The organism is Shewanella sp. MF05956 (genome assembly GCF_059758055.1).
Genome location: NZ_JCAYNV010000015.1, coordinates 40,749 through 55,577, shown reverse-complemented (window position 1 = coordinate 55,577; position 14,829 = coordinate 40,749). Strand labels below are relative to the sequence as shown.

The 14,829-nt window shown below is 41.5% G+C and carries 13 protein-coding genes; 9 read left to right on the top strand and 4 right to left on the bottom strand.

Annotated features, from left to right (window positions below; genetic code table 11):
* Positions 1–77: 77 nt before the first annotated feature.
* Complete coding sequence (locus AC19MX_RS16280; protein WP_498299203.1) at positions 78–1,361, top strand: tetratricopeptide repeat protein; 1,284 nt, start codon at positions 78–80, stop codon at positions 1,359–1,361.
* A 51-nt stretch (positions 1,362–1,412) separates the two neighbouring features.
* Here AC19MX_RS16280 and AC19MX_RS16275 read toward each other — a convergent pair whose 3' ends face one another.
* Entirely contained in the window at positions 1,413–2,294 is an 882-nt protein-coding gene (locus AC19MX_RS16275) for a transporter substrate-binding domain-containing protein (RefSeq protein WP_498299202.1), read from the bottom strand.
* 439 nt (positions 2,295–2,733) lie between these two features.
* Between AC19MX_RS16275 and aroG the strand changes: the two genes are divergently transcribed.
* Positions 2,734–3,792 (top strand): 3-deoxy-7-phosphoheptulonate synthase AroG, encoded by a 1,059-nt coding sequence (gene aroG, locus AC19MX_RS16270; protein WP_498299201.1) that lies wholly within the window; start codon positions 2,734–2,736, stop codon positions 3,790–3,792.
* A 35-nt stretch (positions 3,793–3,827) separates the two neighbouring features.
* Here the strand turns inward: aroG and AC19MX_RS16265 are convergent, their stop codons facing one another.
* On the bottom strand, positions 3,828–4,004 hold the full coding sequence (locus AC19MX_RS16265) for a hypothetical protein (RefSeq protein WP_160053507.1): 177 nt from the start codon (positions 4,002–4,004) through the stop codon (positions 3,828–3,830).
* Between the two features lie 350 nt (positions 4,005–4,354).
* Here AC19MX_RS16265 and AC19MX_RS16260 point away from each other — a divergent pair, with 350 nt between their 5' ends.
* Complete coding sequence (locus tag AC19MX_RS16260; protein WP_498299200.1) at positions 4,355–6,148, top strand: ABCB family ABC transporter ATP-binding protein/permease; 1,794 nt, start codon at positions 4,355–4,357, stop codon at positions 6,146–6,148.
* A 301-nt stretch (positions 6,149–6,449) separates the two neighbouring features.
* Complete coding sequence (locus AC19MX_RS16255; RefSeq protein ID WP_188958389.1) at positions 6,450–6,668, top strand: hypothetical protein; 219 nt, start codon at positions 6,450–6,452, stop codon at positions 6,666–6,668.
* 218 nt (positions 6,669–6,886) lie between these two features.
* On the opposite strand, the gene AC19MX_RS16250 is transcribed toward AC19MX_RS16255, so the two are convergent.
* Together AC19MX_RS16250 and AC19MX_RS16245 are read right to left on the bottom strand one after the other, a co-directional pair.
* On the bottom strand, positions 6,887–7,081 hold the full coding sequence (locus AC19MX_RS16250) for a hypothetical protein (RefSeq protein ID WP_498299199.1): 195 nt from the start codon (positions 7,079–7,081) through the stop codon (positions 6,887–6,889).
* 433 nt (positions 7,082–7,514) lie between these two features.
* Positions 7,515–9,002 carry an FMN-binding glutamate synthase family protein gene (locus AC19MX_RS16245; protein ID WP_498299198.1) on the bottom strand — a complete coding sequence of 496 codons (1,488 nt, stop codon included), beginning with the start codon at positions 9,000–9,002 and terminating at the stop codon, positions 7,515–7,517.
* Positions 9,003–9,197: 195 nt separating this feature from the next.
* Between AC19MX_RS16245 and AC19MX_RS16240 the strand changes: the two genes are divergently transcribed.
* The 5 genes from AC19MX_RS16240 to AC19MX_RS16220 all read left to right on the top strand — a co-directional run bounded on the left by AC19MX_RS16240 (position 9,198) and on the right by AC19MX_RS16220 (position 14,642).
* Positions 9,198–9,809 (top strand): DUF5610 domain-containing protein, encoded by a 612-nt coding sequence (locus AC19MX_RS16240; RefSeq protein ID WP_498299197.1) that lies wholly within the window; start codon positions 9,198–9,200, stop codon positions 9,807–9,809.
* A gap of 132 nt (positions 9,810–9,941) precedes the next feature.
* Positions 9,942–10,691, top strand: coding sequence for a ferredoxin--NADP reductase (locus AC19MX_RS16235; protein ID WP_432402486.1), 750 nt, complete (start codon positions 9,942–9,944; stop codon positions 10,689–10,691).
* A 188-nt stretch (positions 10,692–10,879) separates the two neighbouring features.
* Positions 10,880–11,887: a Fe(3+) ABC transporter substrate-binding protein gene (locus AC19MX_RS16230; RefSeq protein WP_498299196.1), complete on the top strand. Its 1,008-nt coding sequence runs from the start codon at positions 10,880–10,882 to the stop codon at positions 11,885–11,887.
* A gap of 87 nt (positions 11,888–11,974) precedes the next feature.
* Entirely contained in the window at positions 11,975–13,606 is a 1,632-nt protein-coding gene (locus AC19MX_RS16225) for an ABC transporter permease (RefSeq protein ID WP_432402482.1), read from the top strand.
* A gap of 1 nt (position 13,607) precedes the next feature.
* Positions 13,608–14,642: an ABC transporter ATP-binding protein gene (locus AC19MX_RS16220; RefSeq protein ID WP_432402480.1), complete on the top strand. Its 1,035-nt coding sequence runs from the start codon at positions 13,608–13,610 to the stop codon at positions 14,640–14,642.
* Positions 14,643–14,829: the final 187 nt, after the last annotated feature.

Below are 14,829 nucleotides of genomic sequence, written 5' to 3'. Positions count from 1 at the left end.
TGAGTGTCAATTAGTGGCTGAAATTAGGACTATTGACTACGCTTTTAGATAGCTTATTCCTATCTGAGGGTTGAATTATGTTCGCTTATCACCCAAGCAGGAGCGCCAAAAAGGCATTATGCCCGAATCAAAATGGATTTTTATCTAGTGTAAAAATATTAAGCTTTATCGCTCTGAGGCTAATCACGGCAAGTGCTAAAGTACTGAGAGTCAGGTCATTTATCTTAATCGGCTTAATATGCAGCTTAAACGCTTGTCAGTCTACCTCATCAGCAGTTAAGCAACTTGATGTACAGACCCTATTTAAAGATGAGCTGTTTACGCCTGTAAGCACCATTAATGTGGATGATATTTATCGTTTGCCTGCGTCCTTTGTTGCTAAATTTAGACGTCAATATCAAGCTGAAAATTCTCTTCGTAGTCACAATAAGTTAGCCAATGAATGGTTAGCGCAATACATTGGAGCACAGGCGGGGGGATTTGAATACCGTGATCATTACACTCGTCCTGCCAGTGAAACCGTATTAAATCGACAAGGCAATTGTATGTCTTTGGTTGTGTTGTCTGCTGCGCTAGCTGACGTGTTAGGCGTACCGGTTGAGTTTAACGATATTGATGTTGAACCTATTTGGGACCGTCGCGGCGGATTTTTCTTGGTCAATGGCCATGTTAATTTGAGTTTGATGCCGCCAGAAAATAATCATACCGTGCTATTTAGAGGGGCAGAGGTGTTGGTTGATTTTTTACCTGAGCGTTCGGTTCGAGCGTACAAGAAAAAGCAGGTCAATAAACGCCAACTTAGCGCTATGTATTACAACAATATTGCTGCTGAAGCTTTAATTAACAGTGATTATGACAGGGCTTATGCTCTGGTGAAAAAAGCCATCATTTTACATCCACGTTATGTTGCTGCCATTAATACACTTGCCGTTATTTATCGCCATAAAGGTGACAACGATGCCGCCGAGCGGGTATATCGCACCGCACTGAATGTTGACCCGCACGACTTATCTACATTGTATAATTTGGCGTTAATATTAGGCGAGCAAGATCGCTTAGAAGAGTGGGCGCAAGTGCATAAAGTGCTTGAACTGGCACGTATTAATAATCCTTTTTATTATTTTGATATGGCTCAGCAAGCCTATTTTGATAAACAATATCAAGATGCGTTGGTGTGGTACAAACGTGCCGTTGAAAAAGCAGATTATCGCCATGAGTTTTATTTTGGTTTATCGCGAGCATATTGGGCAACGGGTGAGGAGCGCTTGGCAGAGAAAAATATGAAACGGGCTTTAGCGTTAAGTGATGGCAATAATAAACAGCGCTACCAAAGTAAGTTACAAGCAATGAAACAGCGTTAACATGTTAATGCTGAGTTGATTCAAGATTTATCTATTCAGTTGTTTAACGCGTTATCGAGTGAGTTGATTGTAATATTGCGCGGGTTGGTAACTATTTTGCTCTGCTAAATCGAGGATCTCTTGGTAACGATAAGACTGCTTTAGCGTTGATATTGCACGGTCTACTATGGCGGCAGTGTGTTTGTCATGGCAAGCAATTTTGCGTTCAGCAGGAGCAAATAATGCCACTTCAGTCACCGGGAGGCTGGTATTGAGTTTGTCACGTAGTTGGTGGCGATAATACTCAAAAATACGACGCTCGAGCACAATTGATTGTGTATGACCATTAAACAGCATGACTACCTGACTTTTTTGATTTGATATTTCGCTGTAGCTTGAGCTGCCTGTTGCTAATGTTTCAAATTCGTCACCAAGGTAATGTTTTGCGTTTTGAAATCCCAAAATAGTGATGGGTTTAAGATCTTGTACATTATTAACCTGTAAATGATTTTTAGTTAAATAAAATACACTATTTTGATACTCAATTAAGCTTTGGGTGTAAAACATCCCCTCGACATTATCTGGTGTATTCACCATGCAATCGATTTTTTTAGTATTCACTAATCGTTGTGCGCGTAGATTCGGCGCATGCACCAGCTCTTTAATTGCAATGTCGTTAAGCTCAAGCGCGGCAACCAATAAGTCATATTGCACACCCTGTGGTTTATCAGCAAAAAAATAGGGCGCTATGCTGTTACTTGTTGAGAAGCTGATTTGTTTTAAACTTGGTAAGGATGCTTGTTGATAGTGCTCTGCATGCTGGTCAACTAATGGGTGGGCTTTTTCAGAAGGATGAATCGTTTCTGTCGGATCGGCAACAACGGTGACCGTTGAAACGGCTTGACCGATAAATGAGCTAAGCGTGATGAGCAAAAAAATAATGCCAAATTTCAAACGTTAACTTCCTTCTATTGCTACTGACTCATTAAAACGTATGTATTGAAAACTCACTTCCTTGTAATGACGTCACTCTGATAAGTATTGCGTGTTAGGGATCGATTGTTAGAGTTCTACGATGATGTCATTGAGCTCATTAAAATAAACACTAACCGTTAGAATATTGTTGCAAAGTGTGCCGTTGTCAATGCGGTTAGATTGTTCGAGTATGACTTTTCAGCACATAACTTAACGTTAATGGTAACGATGACTTATTATCGGCTGTGATGAATAATACTTGATTGATTTGTCGATAAATACTGGTTAAATTGAAGATTCTTGTTCATTTTCCTGATGTACTCTACTCGTTTTCTATATCACTTTTATGAATTAAATTTTCTGTTTTTCAATCTATTGAATCATAGTTCCAGTAGGTTTTGCCGGAGTTGTAACCATTATGTATTATCAAAATGACGATATTCGTATCGATGAAATAAAAGAATTGCTACCTCCGATCGCGATTCTTGAACGATTTCCGGCAACTGAAAATGCATCAGCAACCGTGTTTAATGCGCGTAATAATATCCATCATATTTTGACCAGAAAGGACGACCGTCTATTAGTGATTATTGGTCCTTGCTCTATTCATGATCCGGTTGCAGCACTTGAGTACGGCCAACGTTTAGTGGCATTGCGTGAACAATATAAAGATCAGCTTGAAATTGTGATGCGAGTGTATTTTGAAAAACCTCGTACTACCGTTGGCTGGAAAGGATTGATCAATGACCCTTATATGGACAATAGCTTTCAATTAAATGATGGTTTACGTACTGCTCGTAAGCTTCTTGTTGATTTAAATGAGCATGGCATGCCTACGGCGGGTGAGTTTCTCGATATGATTACTCCGCAGTACGTGGCTGACATGATGTGCTGGGGCGCGATTGGTGCTCGCACTACAGAATCACAAGTACATCGTGAACTGTCATCAGGCTTGTCTTGTCCTGTTGGGTTTAAAAACGGTACCGATGGCACGATTAAAGTGGCAATCGATGCAATTGGTGCAGCAAATGCACCACATCATTTTTTATCGGTTACCAAGTTTGGCCACTCTGCGATTGTGTCGACCAAGGGTAATCCTGATTGTCATATTATTTTACGCGGTGGCCGTGAGCCAAACTACAGCGCCGAGCATGTCAAAGATATCTCTGTGCAATTGGCAAAAGCGAATGTTGCCGATAATATTATGATCGATTTTAGCCATGCAAACAGTAGTAAAGATTATAAAAAGCAAATGCTCGTTGCTGATGATGTCGCGGGGCAAATCTCTGCCGGTAATCAAGCTATATTTGGTGTGATGGTTGAAAGCCATTTGGTGGAAGGTCGTCAAGACTTAGTGGAAGGTGTAGCGCTGTGTTATGGACAAAGTATTACCGATGCCTGCATAGGTTGGACAGATACCGAGTCATTACTTGCGACACTCAGCCAAAGTGTGATTGAGCGTCGAAAAAGTAACTGATTGATATTAATAAAAAATAAGGCGCAATATGCGCCTTATTTTTTTACCTGTTCGACTAAATATTCATTTGCTTTTGCCAAGCTGCCAAAGGCTGAAATAAGATTATCGCGGCCTTTATCTTGTAATTCAGGATTACCTGATTCAATCATCATCCATACCCAGGTTTGTATTAGTTGTAATGGTGGGTATTGAACTTTCGTGCTATCCAACATAAAGCATCCTTCAAACTGTAAATCGTTGTTTGCTTATAACCAAACAGTCGTTTCTTTATACCTGAAGAGTATCAAATAATATCCACAGAAATAACTCTATTTGGGCTTTAAAAGCACAAAATGATGAAATAAAACCAGATAGTAGTATAAAAGTGTTTGTTTATTGCTAACGCGGTAAGTCTAAAGTGCTACATTATTTAATGGTAACAAGTGAAATGGCTTATTATACCTTCGTGTTTAATCAAGTAGAATGTGACGCAAGTCTGATAAGAAAATGCTTTATAATAAGACAATATTGATAAACCTCATGAACACATTGCCACGTTAAGCGGCCTAACATTGGAGTCACGATGAGACCTTCTGCGTATTTTGAGGGCCCAGTAGGGAAACTAAACTGGCATGTTTTACGATTATTATGGCCGTATCTCATTGAGTTTAAAGGCCGCGTATTATTGGCCATGTTGTGTTTAGTTATTGCTAAAATTGCGAGCGTAGGCTTACCGTTTATTCTGAAAGATCTTGTCGACACCTTAGATAAGTCAAGTACAGCACAGGTCTTAGCAGTGCCGTTTGGTTTGGTTGTCGCATATGGTGCTATTCGTTTTTTAAACGTGATTATTGGTGAGGTGCGCGACACCTTATTTGGCCGGGTGACAGAACGCGCTATTCGTCGTTTAGGGCTGACTGTGTTTGATCATTTGCATCGCTTAGATCTCGATTTTCATCTTGATCGCCGTACCGGTGGTTTGTCTCGTGATATTGAGCGAGGCACGAGTGGTGTGAGCTTTTTAATGCGCTTTATGGTGTTTAATATTGTGCCTACGTTGCTCGAAATTACGTTAGTTATCGGCATTTTCTTTTTTAATTACGGTATTAACTTTGCACTCATCACCTTAGTTTCAGTGATTATTTATATTGGCTATTCGATAAGAGCAACTGAGTGGCGCACCGAATATGTGCGCGATGCAGCAAAAGCTGACTCACTTGCTAATACCCGTGCGATAGACAGCTTGTTGAATTATGAAACGGTAAAATATTTTAATAACGAACACTACGAATCACAGCGTTATGATGATGCGCTAGCCCAATGGGAAGTTGCTAAGCGTAAAAACCGCTTATCGTTATTGGCTCTTAATGGTGGCCAGGCATTGATTATTGCTATAGCAATGACCGCAATGATGGCATTAGCAGCACACCAAGTCGCAATGGATGTGATGACCATTGGTGATTTTGTATTGATTAATGCCTTTATGATGCAGTTGTTTATTCCGCTTAATTTTTTAGGTTTTGTATACCGTGAAATCCGTGGCGCATTAGCCAATATCGAACGTATGTTTGATATTATGGCTAATGTACCGCAAGTAGAAGATCAAGATAACGCTTCACCACTAAGTCCAAGTATTGGTGCTATAAAATTTAATGATGTCAGTTTTCAATTTGATCAACGGTCTATTTTAAAGCAGGTGAGTTTTGATGTCCCCGCAGGTAAAAAAATTGCTGTCGTCGGCGACAGTGGGGCTGGCAAGTCGACCATTATTAAGCTTCTGTTCCGTTTTTATGATGTAAAAAGTGGTGCAATTACCATCGATGGTGTCGATATACGTGATTTGACTCAACTCGCATTGCGTAAAGCCATTGCTGTGGTGCCACAAGATACTGTGTTATTTAACGATTCAATCTATGAGAATATTCGTTATGGTCGCCCAGACGCGACAGAAGAGGACATTAAGCAAGCGACTCAACTAGCCCATTTAAGCGACTTTATTGAATCTCTCCCGGATAAAGGTGACACCAAAGTTGGAGAGCGAGGTTTAAAGCTGTCGGGTGGTGAAAAACAGCGCGTCGCTATTGCGCGGGCAGTGTTAAAAGGCGCGCCTATTTTAGTGTTTGATGAGGCAACATCATCATTAGACTCTCGTTCAGAGCAAGCAATATTAAGTGCATTACGTGATGCCGCTAAAGGCCACACGAGTTTAGTCGTCGCGCACCGTTTGTCGACCATTATCGATGCGGATCAAATCGTGGTGCTCAGCAAAGGATGTATCGTTGAGCACGGCACTCATAGTAGTTTATTAGCGCAACAAGGCTTGTATTCACGTTTATGGCATATTCAACATGAACAAAATGAGTTGCAGGCAAATTAATGAAAAGGGTTAACGGGGTCAGTACGATTATGAGTGCTGTATTCTCGTGATTGAACTTTATTGGCGATAGATGAGTATTGTTACATTTATAATGAATGTTTGTTTTGACGACAAAGATTAACGCAGTTACCCTTATAGCCAATTAGCTTGAAGATGCTCTGAATCATGCATTTTTTAGCTTGATTGGGGATACCCAATATCAATGATATAACCTATTTGCGATATACTGCTTTGTTTTCTAAATATCTTATTAATCAATTAGTTTTAAATTAAGGTGCAAAATGATGTGTGGAGGTGACTTGTGCATAATATTGCGTTGATAGCGGCGCTTGAAGGCACCCGGCATCAAGTGACAACAGATTGGTTTGCGATTATGGCCATGCTGAAAACGCGAAATATGTCAGATGATGCTATTGAGATTGTTTACAATGATTTGTGTGCAGGGTTACGCGTTACTACTCGTGGGCTGACGTTAGCTAAGGCTGTTGAAAAACAGCAAAATGAGAATATTGTAAAGTAGAGATATAGACTGCAAAGACGACATTTCGTGCCTATTTTAATCCCCAATATGTTTGACTCATATCTTACTTAACTTAAAAAATGTAACAGAATTGATACTCATTTAGGTATAGATATTAATGAAAAGATGATACTGGGATAAAAGATGTGATTGGGTAAGTGTGATATGCCTATTAACTGAACAATAACGCTAAAGTAGGCATTGCTGATATAAAAAGGTTATTTTTTACGCCAACCGATACACACCATTTGGATCAAAGACTTTGGAGATGTGTCTAATACTAAACGCTTAATCTTACCGTGTTCAAAGCACACAAGTTCACCTTCGATCTCAATCATGCGATCGCAGTTTTTACAGCTAGCACTCAAGCTTTTTTCGTTAACAGGTATATTTTCCGCTGCAACTTTCAACATATGATCCTTGGCTTACAAGTGTTCCTAAATCACATCAACCTAGATTAATGTGATCAATATCAACTTCTATTCTACACCCTATTAGTATTTTCAGCAAAGCCATGCTGTACAAAAAAAGATATATCAGTACTACCTAATTAGTATACCCAATCAACTTGAAGAGACGTGTTTCAGAGCTTCACCGTGTTTTCAATACTAGGCGCGTTAATGCGATAATGTAGGTACCTTATAAATTAACGCAACAACGCTCTTGATTTAATAATCCGGGGAATACGGTGAAACTCCCAAAGGGCAAGTTTTACACGCGTTTATGCTGCGTTATTGATTTTGGAAAGGGAACGACCATTACCCGCAATCAATGCCTTGCCTAAACGCGTGTAAATTCTTGCTGAAATCGAGCATCTTCAGGTAGTTTGGGTATAAGTTAGCTGCGCTATTGCATGTGTCGATAATGTTTGTCGAGTGTCACGGCAACGCCCGTGGTTTGCACTATACGGGCATGGTGACGGGTAAGATGTCTTGGATCGGTAACGCCACACGAATGGGCTATCATCGTTAAATCATAATGCAGAAAATGATTATAATTAGCGACTCGTGCAGACTTGTCTTTAGGGTCTAACCCTTGTTGTAAGCGTGTATTGTGGGTGGTGATGCCGGTAGGGCAGGTGTCTTTATTGCACTGTAGCGATTGAATACACCCTAAAGCAAACATATTGCCTCTGGCGGAGGCAATAAAGTCAGCTCCTGTCGCTAAGGCCCATGCAACATAAGATGGCATGACTAATTTACCCGTGGCGATAATTTTGATCCGCTGCTTTAAACCGCGTTCATTGAGTAAATCGACCAATAAAGGCAAGCTTTGTTTTAGGGGTAATCCTACATTATCCATTAATGCCTGAGGTGCTGCGCCAGTGCCACCGTCTGAACTGTCGAGGGTAAAAAAGTCAGGCGCAGATCCCATACCACGCCGTTCAATTTCATCACATAAATCGTTCACCCAAGTGATATCACCTAATACGGCTTTAATCCCTGTTGGTTTACCGGTGATGTCACGTACTTGATTAATCATGTCAAGAATATCGGCTACGCAGGTAAATTCGATATGACCATTTGGACTAATAGAATCTTGACCTACAGGTATGCCTCTTATCGCTGCAATTTCTTCGGTGACTTTAATGGCAGGCAAAATCCCGCCTTTACCTGGTTTGGCCCCTTGGCTTAATTTAATTTCGAACATTTTTACTTCAGGATGAGCGGCTACCTCGGCGAGCTTTTTAGGATCTAAATGACCTTGTTCGTTGCGCACTCCATATTTAGCCGTACCGATTTGAAAGACTAAATCACAATGACCTTTTAAATGGTGCGGGCTCAATCCACCTTCACCGGTGTTTAACCAGCAACCCGCTTGCGCGGCGCCATGCGACAATGCCGTTATTGCAGGGCGAGACAAGGCGCCGAAGCTCATTGCTGATATATGGCAAATTTTGTTAGTGCTGTATGGATGCTGACAGTCTGGCCCTAAGGTTACTGCGACGGTGTTATGCTGGTCATGATCACTGATAGGAAAGGCTGAGTTCATAAACATCACAGTGCCAGGCTTATCTAATACTTGGGTTGAGCCAAATGCGATGGTGCGATCAACATTTTTGGCGGCACGATAAACCCAGCTACGTTCAGCACGATTGAAAGGCAGTTCTTCACGGTCTTGAGAGAAAAAGTATTGTCTAAAAAACTCGCCTTGTTTTTCAAATAAATACCGAAAGCGACCAATCACAGGGTAATTATGCCTAATTGCCTGTTTAGTTTGTAGTTTATCTGCGATATACATATAAACCACTGCAATCAATAATAGCCAAAATAGCACCAAAAATAGACCTGAGAAAATGTCTATTCCCCACATAAACCAATGTTGTTGCGGCATGATGCTGTCCTTGTTTAACAAATATTTTTATTACCATATTAGCAGACATGTCTTTGAGCAAGTTAAATTGATGATACTAATCAGTAGGCTAACGTTACTCGACGAAAATGATGTGAAAATATGACAACGATGACTTCAGAAATAAATTTTTTGGTCGATAATTAAGCTATCTGCCATTGTAAGTGAGTCAAGATTATGGATATTAAAAGCACCAATAACGCGAGTGTGAACTCGCAGACTAACAATCAAACTAACAATCAGACGACAGCCAGCCAACAAGCAACAAAAAACGCCACCGCTGAGCCTAAAATGACTAACAATCAAATTAGCCGTCAAATGATGAATAATTCGATTTTAGCTGCGCAAGAAGAAGTGAGCATTGCCGCGGGTGATAAGTCGATGGCACTGCTTTATCGCGCAGCTATTGAAGCCATTAACGAAGAGCTCGCACCGACCCTAGGCGAAAATTCGGTACAAAAAAATGCCGAAGAAGGCATTGATTATTCACCTGAAGCTACCGCTGATCGCATCGTGAGTTTTGCGACAAAGTTTTTTGCTACCCATCAGCAACAAAATCAATCAATGGGGTTTGATGACCAAGTTAGTAGCTTTATGGTGAAAATTGGCGACGCCATCGATCAAGGCTTTAAAGAAGCCAGTGATATTTTGTCTGGACTCAAAGTATTGCAAGGTGACATTGCCGAAGGTGTTGATCAAACGTATGAATTGATCCAGCAAAAACTGGCTCAATTTGCACAAGACAGGCTAGATGCTAACGCTGCTAAAGCAGAAGCAAAAGAGGCTTAAGCTTACGTAATGACATTTTCGCCCTCTTCAAGAGGTTGAATTTTATATCCTAAACACGCTTAGACTGTTCATTCAGCAAATATCTGTATAGATTGGTATTATTATTCATACCAATCTCAAAGGATAATCGCCATGTGGATTAACGGTACCGTCATTAAACGCATAGACTGGAATGACAAATTATTTTCTTTGCGTATTAAAGCTGATATTGAGCCCTTTATTGCAGGGCAATTTATTAAGTTAAGTCAAATACGCGATGACAAGCGCGTCGCCCGGGCTTACTCCCTCGTTAACCCACCCGGCACCGATTATGTTGAAGTGCTTGCGGTGGCAGTAGAAGATGGTCAGTTATCGCCAGATTTACAAAACCTCAGCCCAGGCGACACCATAGAAATAACCCCTAAAGCCACCGGATTTATGACCTTAGATGAAATTCCCCAAGGCGCATTACAAGGTAAACACTTATGGTTTTTGTCGACTGGCACAGCCGTAGGACCGTTTATTTCAATGCTAGGCACACAAGCGCCTTGGCAACGGTTTGAGAAAGTGGTGCTTGTTTATGGCGTCAGGCTAGCTGAAGATTTAGCTTATCTAGACACCATTAAGCAGCTTCAAGTAAAACACCCGCAACAATTTGTCTTTATTCCCATTGTGACTCGCGAAGCATTTCCTGACGGATTATCTTGCCGGATCCCTGACGGTCTGAGCAGTGGTTTGATTGAACAAAAAGCCGGTTTAGGCATTAATGCCGAACATTCCCAAGTGATGATTTGTGGCAATCCAGGGATGATCAGTGATGCACAAACAGCGTTAATGGATAAAGGTCTCACTAAGAACTTACGAAGAGCACCTGGGCAGGTTACCGTTGAGAAATATTGGTAACTTGCAATTTTGACCAATTGAAACTGGTGCAGAGGCTACGCTGTTTACATTCTGTTGACTTAAAATACGAAAAAATCAAACAGCACTTGCTCAATATGTGACGTTTATTTATTATGCATGCAATTGATAATTATTATCACTTACATTCTAAAGGGCTTATTAAAGCTTGATCACAGGAGAGTGCCACAATGAAATTGCTTAATAACGTCGCATTGTTAGGGTTAGCCGGAATGGCTTTTTCGGTCAGTGCTGCTGAACCACTAACCGTTTATTCGTATCGCCAAGCATTTTTAGTTGAGCCAATCTTAGCGCAGTTTACTGAGCAAACAGGCATTAAGGTTAACGTGGTGTTTGCCAAAGACGGTATTGCTGAACGTATTGCCCGCGAAGGCCGTTTATCGCCTGCTGATGTGGTACTCACATCTGACTTTTCTCGCTTGATGGAGTTGGTTGAGAAAGATCTGGTTAGCCCTGTCAATAGCCCTGTCATTAATGACAATATTCCTGCTCAATATCGTTCGCCGAAAAACGATTGGGTTGCCTTAACCATGCGCGTACGTAACGTTTACTCTTCAAAAGAGCGCACGGGTAAGATTGATATTAATTATGAAGACTTAGCTTCTGCACAATACAAAGGTAAAATCTGTACTCGCAGTGGTAAACATCCTTACAATGTCGCCTTAGTGGCCTCGATGATTGCCCATGATGGGGAAGCGCAAACCAAAACCTGGCTAGAAGGCGTAAAAGCCAACCTTGCGCGTAAGCCACAAGGCAATGATCGTGACCAAGTGTTAGCGGTTAAAGAAGGTTTGTGTGATATCGCCATCGGTAACAGCTACTACTTCGGTAATATGTTGATGGATAAAAACCAAAAGAGCTGGGCAGAGGCCGTTAACATTAATTTCCCTAATCAGCAAAACCGTGGCGCGCATATCAACGTATCAGGTATGGCATTAGCAAAACACGCGCCTCATAAAGACAATGCAGTTAAGTTAATGGAGTTTTTAACTTCAAATGTTGCCCAAGGAATGTATGCCGAAGTCAACATGGAATACCCAGTTAAAGCAGATGTACCACCGTCTAAACTTGTGGCATCTTGGGGTGATTTTAAAGCGGATTCATTGCCTATCTATAAATTAGCAGAGCACCATCAAGCCGCGGTTAAATTACTTGATGAAGTTAAATTTGATCTGTAACTGAGTTATAGGGAAAATTTCAGATAACAACAGTGTCGGCACATTATTACCCGTTAATAGTGTGCCGTAATTAATTCGGTAAACGTTATGATTTTAGGGTTAACCAGAAGCTGGTCGCTTACTGGTTATGTGATAACAGCAATATTACTGTTACCACTTTTAGCATTAATCGTACAGGCAACATTGCCAGACGAAGCGGTATTCTCTCATCTGTTTAATACCGTATTACCCACCTATATTTTCAATAGCCTGATATTAATGTTGTTAGTAGGCTTAGGCTCACTAATCATTGCTTTACCTGCGGCGTGGTTTATTGCTCGTTGTGAGTTTCCTGGTCGGCGTTATTTTCAATGGTTGTTATTATTACCTTTAGCCATGCCAGCATACATTGTCGCCTATGTTTATACCGATATGCTTGATTACGCGGGCCCCGTGCAACGTGCATTGAGGGCTTGGTTTGAGTGGCAAACGCCTCATGATTATTATTTCCCTGCCATTCGCAGTATTGGCGGCGCAGCCATTGTATTGTCGCTGGTGTTATTTCCGTATATTTACTTGTTAGCCCGCACCGCATTTATGGAGCAATCATCGAACTTGCTGCACGCGTCTAAAGTTATGGGCTGTGGACCTTGGCGTAGTTTTTGGCGGCTAGCTTTACCTATGGCAAGGCCTGCTTTAGCGGTTGGCGTTGCATTAGTTGCCATGGAAACCGCCGCTGACTTTGCCACTGTCAGCTATTTTGCGGTACCGACATTAACCACGGCGGTGTACGACACCTGGCTAGGTTATGGCAGTTTAACCGCGGCAGCTAAACTCTCTGCAATCATGTTATTAGTGGTATTTAGCATGGTGGGTGTAGAGCGTTTTGCTCGGCGTAAACAACAGCTATTTCAAAAACAAGCGAGATTAGATGAGTCCGACAGGTATCGTTTAACTTCAGTAAAAGCTTGGACTGCATGGGGCTACTGTTTAAGCTTATTAACCCTCTCATTTTTATTACCGTTTGCCGTGTTATGCAGTTATGCCATTGATTACTTTGCCGAGAGTTGGGATGTACGTTTTTGGCAATACAGTTTAAATAGCTTGTATATTGCCGCTGTCGTCAGTGCCGTTTGTGTGGTGTTAGCGGTACTTTTAATGTTTTTAAGGCGTGTGAGCCCACGTTCAAGTGATCATTTAGCCTCACGCCTCAGCAGTACTGGTTATGCATTACCCGGCACCGTTTTAGCCATTGGTGTATTGGTACCACTGACGTATATCGATTTTGCCATTAATGATGTAATGGAATGGTTTGGTGCTCAAGGCCCTGGGTTATTATTTACTGGCAGTGTATTTACGCTGATATTTGCTTTTTGTGTGCGCTTTGTCGCCATCGCGATTGGCAGCTTAGAAAACAGTTACAAGCGTATTTCACCTTCATTAGACATGGCGAGCATTACGTTGGGGCAATCGCCGATGCAATTATTGCGGCGTGTGCACTTGCCGTTATTACGCAAAGGCATGTTTGCCGGTGCGTTATTGGTGTTTATTGAAAGCATGAAAGAGCTACCCGCAGCATTATTACTACGCCCAATAGGCTTCGAAAACCTGGCTACGTATGTGTTTCAATTTGTCTCGGATGAAAAGCTAGAACATGGTGCATTAGCGGCCATTGTGATTGTTATTGTCGGGTTAATCCCATTGATTTATTTAAATCGTTCGTTGGAGCAGTCACACTAATATGTCGACTTTATCTATCAGCAATGTCAGCAGTGACTATCAAGGTCAGGTGATATTACATCAGTTAAATTTAACCCTACAACAAGGTGAAATTGTTGCCTTGTTAGGCCCAAGCGGTTGCGGTAAAACCACATTATTAAAAGCCATCGCGGGTTTGCAGGGAATTAGCCAGGGCAGTATAAAAATTAACGGTGAAGTGCTCAGTGGTGAAGGTATTTTCATTGCCAGTGAACAGCGCGGTGTTGGAATGATTTTTCAAGATTATGCGCTGTTTCCGCATTTAACGGTGGGCGATAATATTTTGTTCGGTGTGAAAGGCTTAAATAAGCTTGAGCGCCAAACAAGATTAGAGGACATGCTTGAATTGGTTAAGTTAACCGGGCTAGGAGGGCGTTATCCTCATGAGCTTTCTGGCGGGCAACAACAGCGAGTTTCGATTGCGCGTGCATTAGCTTACCAACCCGAACTCATGTTACTTGATGAGCCTTTTTCTAACATTGATGCACAAGTTAGGCATGAGATGATGTTAGAGATCCGCGCGATATTAAAACAGCGTAACGTCAGTGCGGTGTTTGTGACTCACAGTAAAGATGAAGCATTTGTGTTTGCCGATAAACTCGCGTTATTTGAGCAAGGGCATATCGTTCAACATGGCGCCGCAGAAACCTTGTATGCCAATCCCAATAGCCGTTACGTCGCAGACTTTTTGGGTACCACAAATTATTTACCCGTTACGTTATTAAGCAGTCATCAGGTACAGAGTCCATTAGGTGTGCTAACCAGTTCTACTGCGTTAAGCCATGCTGTTGGGGCGCAGGGGCAATTATTATTAAGGCCACAACAAATGATGCTGCAAGCCGATCCAAAGGGCCTCGGGGAAGTCATCGATCGGCGGTTTTTAGGCTCAGTGTGTCATTACCAAGTTAAGTTAAATGATATTTATATAGAAGTGAGCAGTCCAATCATGAGTTTTGCAGCGGGCCAGCGAGTCAGCCTTACCGTTGCCGAGCACCCACTGGTGGTTTTTCTTGATTAACATATTGCTCAACTTAGTCGTTATTTGCTTGCTGCGGTGATAATTGACTGTGAATGGCAGTTAATCATCTAAATGTGAGTGTACTTCAAGTAATTTGTGGTTATTTAGGCTAAAGTGATTTGGCTTAATGATTACAAATCTAATATCATCAATTTGTTAAGTAATAAGCATTTAGGCCGACAAACAG

Coding starts and splice junctions, on each gene's coding strand:
- AC19MX_RS16225 (WP_432402482.1), top strand. CDS start 11,975: ATGATTTTAGGGTTAACCAGAAGCTGGTCGCTTACTGGTTATGTGATA.
- AC19MX_RS16280 (WP_498299203.1), top strand. CDS start 78: ATGTTCGCTTATCACCCAAGCAGGAGCGCCAAAAAGGCATTATGCCCG.
- AC19MX_RS16235 (WP_432402486.1), top strand. CDS start 9,942: ATGTGGATTAACGGTACCGTCATTAAACGCATAGACTGGAATGACAAA.
- AC19MX_RS16220 (WP_432402480.1), top strand. CDS start 13,608: ATGTCGACTTTATCTATCAGCAATGTCAGCAGTGACTATCAAGGTCAG.
- AC19MX_RS16250 (WP_498299199.1), bottom strand. CDS start 7,081: ATGTTGAAAGTTGCAGCGGAAAATATACCTGTTAACGAAAAAAGCTTG.
- AC19MX_RS16245 (WP_498299198.1), bottom strand. CDS start 9,002: ATGCCGCAACAACATTGGTTTATGTGGGGAATAGACATTTTCTCAGGT.
- AC19MX_RS16265 (WP_160053507.1), bottom strand. CDS start 4,004: ATGTTGGATAGCACGAAAGTTCAATACCCACCATTACAACTAATACAA.
- AC19MX_RS16260 (WP_498299200.1), top strand. CDS start 4,355: ATGAGACCTTCTGCGTATTTTGAGGGCCCAGTAGGGAAACTAAACTGG.
- AC19MX_RS16240 (WP_498299197.1), top strand. CDS start 9,198: ATGGATATTAAAAGCACCAATAACGCGAGTGTGAACTCGCAGACTAAC.
- AC19MX_RS16230 (WP_498299196.1), top strand. CDS start 10,880: ATGAAATTGCTTAATAACGTCGCATTGTTAGGGTTAGCCGGAATGGCT.
- aroG (WP_498299201.1), top strand. CDS start 2,734: ATGTATTATCAAAATGACGATATTCGTATCGATGAAATAAAAGAATTG.